General features: G+C 45.3%; 4 protein-coding genes. All 4 read right to left on the bottom strand.

Going from position 1 to position 6,025, the window contains the following annotated elements:
- Positions 1-217 precede the first annotated feature (217 nt).
- The 4 genes from VN379_RS08850 to VN379_RS08835 all read right to left on the bottom strand — a co-directional run bounded on the left by VN379_RS08850 (position 218) and on the right by VN379_RS08835 (position 5,771).
- Positions 218-2,203, bottom strand: coding sequence for a methyl-accepting chemotaxis protein (locus VN379_RS08850; protein WP_325532911.1), 1,986 nt, complete (start codon positions 2,201-2,203; stop codon positions 218-220).
- Between the two features lie 375 nt (positions 2,204-2,578).
- Positions 2,579-3,736: a thiolase family protein gene (locus VN379_RS08845; RefSeq protein WP_325532909.1), complete on the bottom strand. Its 1,158-nt coding sequence runs from the start codon at positions 3,734-3,736 to the stop codon at positions 2,579-2,581.
- 41 nt (positions 3,737-3,777) lie between these two features.
- Positions 3,778-4,515 carry a 3-oxoacyl-ACP reductase FabG gene (gene fabG, locus VN379_RS08840; RefSeq protein ID WP_325532907.1) on the bottom strand — a complete coding sequence of 246 codons (738 nt, stop codon included), beginning with the start codon at positions 4,513-4,515 and terminating at the stop codon, positions 3,778-3,780.
- 38 nt (positions 4,516-4,553) lie between these two features.
- Complete coding sequence (locus VN379_RS08835; RefSeq protein WP_325532905.1) at positions 4,554-5,771, bottom strand: CaiB/BaiF CoA-transferase family protein; 1,218 nt, start codon at positions 5,769-5,771, stop codon at positions 4,554-4,556.
- Positions 5,772-6,025: the final 254 nt, after the last annotated feature.

The raw sequence follows: 6,025 nt of genomic DNA, 5'->3' as shown, positions 1-6,025 counted from the left end.
AGGCTATATAAAATAATTCAGTTCGCTATCTGCAAACAAAAATTGGTTGTGAATTGCAATTTTGTATCGCAATTTTCGTATTTTATTCCCTTTCATAGTGTCCGTAGGCTAATTGCCCCTTTAAAGTACAATTCCCTGGGCAAAACGGCAGCATTCACGCTAACGCGTGCATACTGCTGTCCTGCCCAGGGAAGAGTTTTAATAAGGGTCAATCTTTCTATATGCGGAACGAATTAACTGCTGACTGCAGATCTTGTGCTAAAACAGCCAATGCCTGACTGGAAGAAGCAATCTCTTCCATGGAAGCCAGTTGTTCTTCTGACGCAGCAGAAACCCCCTGTGCTTCACCGGCTGATTCTTTCCCGAGGGAATCAACCTTTTGGATCGATAACACAATTTCTTGACTGCCGGCAAAAAGCTGCTGCATCGCCGCAGAAATTTCTTTAACTTGCTTGGAGACTGCATCGACAAGCTCAACGATCTTTTGGAAAGTCACCCCTGCCGTATTAACAACCTCAGCACCTATCTTAACCTCACGGGTGCCATTGTCCATTGCAACTACAGCCTTCTCTGTGTCTCCCTGTATCTCGCCAATCAATTCTGCTATTTTTTTGGCGGCATCCTGCGATTGCTCTGCCAGTTTGCGTACCTCCTCCGCAACAACGGCAAAGCCGCGGCCTTGTTCGCCCGCACGGGCTGCCTCAATCGCTGCGTTTAACGCCAGAAGGTTTGTTTGGCCCGCAATACCGGAAATCGTGTCAACAATTTGGCCAATCTCTTTTGATCGTTCTCCCAGCTTACTTACAACCTGGGCGGAGGAAATAACGGTTTCTTCAATTTGCCGCATTTGTAAAGCAACTTTTTCTACTACCTTATCTCCCGCTTGTGCTTGTTCGGCCGCTTGATCCGAATGAGAAGCGGCCTGATCGGCACGCGAAGTAAGTTGCTGCAAGCTGTCAGTCATCTCAACAATAACAGTACGGGTATACTCTGCTGCCCCCATTTGCTCATTTGATCCTTCTGCAATCTGGGTAATAGCCGTTGTAATCGCATTTGCCGCCTGTGCCGACTGCTCAGAACTGGCGTTTAGTTCCTCGGCCGAAGCCGCTACCTGCTCAGTAGCCCCCAGTATCTTTTTTACTAACGTATATAAATTATGGGACATAAGCTCAAAGCTGCGAGCCAATCTGCCAATTTCATCATTTGAATGAATATCCAGTTGCTCCAAAGAAATGTCCCCACCTGCAATACGGTTGGCAGCGGTCTCAAGCAGTAGAATCGGCTTAACAAAACGTCGGGCGTACCACGCGATCAACAAAGCAGTTACCGCCAACACTGCCAGAATGGTTATAATCGTCGTAACTAGAAGCTTTGATAAACTATCGGTAATCTCTTCTATAGGAGCGGTAACGGCCAATGACCATTTTACCCCTTCGATAGGATAATACGCGACAATCCTCTCTCTATCTGAATATTTATACTGCACGATTCCATTGGCACCATTAACCATTTCTTCGGTAATTTTTCGCAATGCTGGCGAAATGGTGGTGTCTGTCAGCGTATTAAGTTTCAAAATGATATTCTTGTCAGGATGAATAATCACCGTTCCATCGCCCTGTACGACATAGGCATAACCTGATTTGCCAATTTTCGTTGAGGTTACTTTTTTTGACAGGCCTTCCATATCCACTGTGGCAAACAGAATGCCAGTTACTCTATCTCCTGACTTAACCGGAACGGCCACTACTGTGACATAGTTTCCTTTAACCGGCGAAATTCGCGGATTAGTTATGACGGTATGTCCCTGCATCCCCTGAGTAAAGTATTCGGCTGTAGCTACATTGCCTGTCATTCCTGAACTACCGATAAACGATCCGTCGGCAGCGGCATAAGCAGCACCGTCCATACCCTGCATGGATTTTACAACTGAACTTAAATAAGGTACCATTGCCTCTTTATTTCCGGATACAATAACTGGATCCATAGCCGTAATTATTAATTCGTTTTTCCGGGCAGTTAACCAATCATGCACTTCGCCGGCGGAACTTTTCGCCACATTCTCCATATCATGAGACAGGCTCGCGCTAATGATCCGATGAGCCTCCCAATAATTGATTCCGCCCAATGTGCAAAGTGCCACGGTAATAATCGACAGTATTATTACCGTTAACTTTGTCTGAATGCTATTTCGAACCAATTTCACACATATCACTCCCGGCATCATATTTTTGCGCTTCACTTCCATTTGCCGTGGGTATCAAGTTTTGCTGAAAATATGCCAGTTCTAAACCCTCGCATCAATAAAACGGCTTTTAAACCGAAACCAATTCCTGTATAATGCCATTGTTAAAATTCCACTAACATTCTCATTGTTTGAAGTAAAAAGCCCAGTCAAAGGCGAAAGCCAAATCTCCCGCCAGTAACTGGGCCTCTACAACAAAAAATCACTTTTAAAAAACAATGTTAATGGAAGTGGCATTGCTTTTACCCTGTAGCTAGTTTTTCTCACTCTTTTTCTACTGGCATTTACAGTAACAGCATACTCAAATACTAAATTTCGCAAAAAAACATCGATATTTTAGTAACGTTCAAAAATTGTCGCCAAGCCTTGGCCACCGCCAATGCACATAGTTACCAAACCGAGTTTATAATTCTTCTTCACCATTTCGTGTACGAGCTTAGTTGTCAGAATCGGTCCCGTACCACCGATAGGATGTCCTAATGCAATCGCCCCGCCATTGGGATTTGTTTTTTGGATGTCCAGGCCCAGATCTTTTATGCATGGCAGTGCCTGTGCGGCAAACGCCTCATTGAGTTCAATAATATCCAGGTCTTTTATAGTAAGTCCTGCCCGCTGCAGCACTTTACGTGTTGCCGGAACCGGCCCGTATCCCATAATATTGGGATCTAACCCAGCTACAGCAAAGGACCTAAAGCTGGCCAGCGGAGTTAACCCCAACGACTTAGCCTTCTCTTCCGACATCATAACCAATGCGCCGGCACCATCCGACCTGGGACACGAATTCCCGGCCGTAGTCAGTCCACCTTTATGCAGCGGTGCCAGTTTAAGCATGGTTTCCAAAGAGGAATCATAGCGCACGCATTCATCTGTATCGATTACTTGTACCCCTTTTTTAGTTTTTACTTCGATCGGGGCGATCTGATCTTTAAATACTCCCTCTTTAATCGCACGTGCAGCTCTGGAATGTGACAGCAAGGCAAATTCGTCACACTCCTGTCTGCTAATGTTATGCATAGCCCCCAATGTATCGGCGGTAGTCGGCATATCAGGGTTCCCAAGTTCGTCAATTGACAAACGGTTTGGTAAAAAAGCCGGTGGCTTAGAAGAATAAGCGGCTGTTTTCTCTAATTGATAAGGGGCTGTTGTCATATGCTCAACACCGCAAGCGATATAGATATCTCCATACCCTGCCATAATATTTACCGCAGCATTAATCACCGCCTGCGATCCCGAACCGCACTGCCTGTCAACCGTAGTCGCCCCGACTGACAGGGGCAGCCCGGCCGTCATAGCTGCTATCCTGGCAAGATTACCGTGTTGCCCCTGGATATTCCCCATAACAACATCTTCAATCTCTGCGGGATCAATTTTAGCTCGCAAAACCGCTTCTTTAATGGCCGCCGCAGCTAACTTTTCGGGGGGTACATTTGTCCACTGCCCTTTATGTTTGCCTACCGCAGTACGAACTGCCGATATAATGACTACTTTTCTCAATTTAAATTCCTCCCTAAATATGAATTACCAATCTAACTGATCTACATAAAAGTGCCGCCGTTGACCTGTATCGTTTGCCCGGTCACATAATCTGACAATGGCGATGCAAGGAACAGCACTACATTCGCAATATCCTCCGGTTCGCCAATCCGCCCGACCGGTATTCTGGAAATCATCTGTTGCTTTACTTCATCAGGAATTTTATCGGTCATTGGGGTATTAATAAAACCAGGCGAAACAGCATTTACATATATGCCTTTTTTCGCCAGCTCTTTCGCCAGCGTTTTTGTCATGGCGGCCACGCCGCCTTTGGTGGCAGAATAATTTGCTTGTCCGATATTGCCAATAAAGCCGGCAATAGAAGAAGTATTAATGATCTTCCCCGACTGTTGTTCCATCATCAATTTGGCAGCAGCCTGGCAGCATAAAAAAGTTCCTGTTAAGTTAACCGCTAACACGCGGTTCCATTGTTCCACTGACATCTTGTAGGACATTGCGTCAGCAGTAATACCGGCATTGTTTACCAGGATATCAAGACCGCCAAACGTCTGCTTAATCTTAGCAAACATTTCAGCAACCGAGTCCTGACTGGTGATATCCGCACTAACGCAAAGCGCTTTTCGGCCTAGCTTTTGCACCTCAACCGCAACTTCATCCTCTTCAGAGATCTCGATATCATTGAGTACAACATCAGCTCCGTACTTAGCCAAAGTAATCGCGATTCCTTTGCCAATTCCTCTTTTACAACCTGTAATCAGCGCTTTTTTTCCCTCTAGCATCCTGCATCCTCCTCTTTTATATGACGATTATTTTTTTCTCAGCGTATCCTTGCGGCCCGCTGATTTTTTAATTCTTCAATCTGCTCTTGTGTATAACCTAATTCCTCAAGAAGCTCTTGCGTATGCTCGCCTAACAGCGGACCACTTTGGCGGGGAAGCGCCCCAGCCTCAGCCCATTGAATCGGCGAACTTGGAAGTATCGCCTTCGCGCCGTTGGCAAAGGTATTTTCATATAGGTAGTCGTTAGCCCATGCTTGTTGATCATTTTCAATTTCTCTTAAATGCTGCAGCCGCACATGCACAATGTCTGCTTCGCGCAAGCGAGTAAGCCATTCAGCAATGTCTTTAGTCTCAAATGCTTCCTCCAAAATAGGAATGAGGGCAGCACGGTTGTTTAACATATCAAGCCTTGTTTTAAACCTGGCATCGGTTATCAGGTCCTCCCGCTCAATCACTTTGCAAAGCGCCGGCCAATAGCGATCATACTCAATGACTGTTAAGAAAACCCATTCTCCGTCTTTGGTTTTATAGGGAATTACCATCGGATTCCCTTCCAGACGTTCTTTGGGATATTTATTCTGATAGCGTGATTGAGTCGAGGTAATCATCAGCCCTGCCAGCCATACCGATGCACCGAATAAAGAAATACTTACCTTTTCGCCTTTGCCGGTTTTCTCCCGCTTCAAAAGCGCGGTGCTAATGCCGCCGCACAATATAGTCCCTACCGCTAAATCGCCAAAGCCGGCCGGGCTGTATACCGGATATGCCCCAGGCGGGACCAAATCAGCCAAAAATCCACTGCGCCCCCAGAAAGCCACACTATCAAAACCTGGCTGGTTAACGTCCGGTCCATTTTCGCCGAAGCCGGTTACTATACCGTAAATTAACCGGGGATACTTTTCTTTAAGGCTTTCGTAATCCAAATTGATTTTTTTCAAAGCCTCTATCCGGTTATTAGTAATAAACACGTCTGCTGTCTGTAATAAATCATGAAGCACCTTCTGCCCGTGCGGATTTTTTAGATCCACCGCAATTGCCCGCTTATTCGTATTAGCAATTTCCCAAGCTGGATTTTCATCTTCGTTGACAGGCATTGACATAGTCTGACCGAAAGTCCGCCAGGCATCACCAGCCGGACTCTCCACCTTAATGACATCAGCCCCCCAATCTCCTAAAAGCCGGGCACAAACGGGGGCTGCAACAAAAGTTGCCAGTTCAACAATGCGGTATCCACTTAAAGGTTTTTGGTTATCCACTTGCCTCATCTCCTCTGTCCTATCAATCATGGTGCTCACTGCCACAAATGCAATATACGCAATATCCATGCCAATCAGAAATAGTTCTTGCTCACGCTAATACATCCGGCACATATATAGAGTTGTTACCCGGGTTATTTAAATGATTTGCCATTAGAATTATTTTAAAGAATTCTTTCTCTTATTTTTTTAAAGTCAGATTTATATTCAAAAAATGTATATGCTTTCAAAATTGTAATACAAAAAAATGTAAC

Origin of the sequence: Sporomusa sp., from assembly GCF_035561255.1 — a bacterium.
Lineage (GTDB): Bacteria > Bacillota > Negativicutes > Sporomusales > Sporomusaceae > Sporomusa.
Note: the sequence above shows the minus strand (reverse complement) of the source record. Positions and strands in the feature narration are given on the sequence as shown.

Bases quoted from the DNA above. Each gene is read 5' to 3' on its own strand.
- fabG (WP_325532907.1), bottom strand. From the start codon at position 4,515: ATGCTAGAGGGAAAAAAAGCGCTGATTACAGGTTGTAAAAGAGGAATT.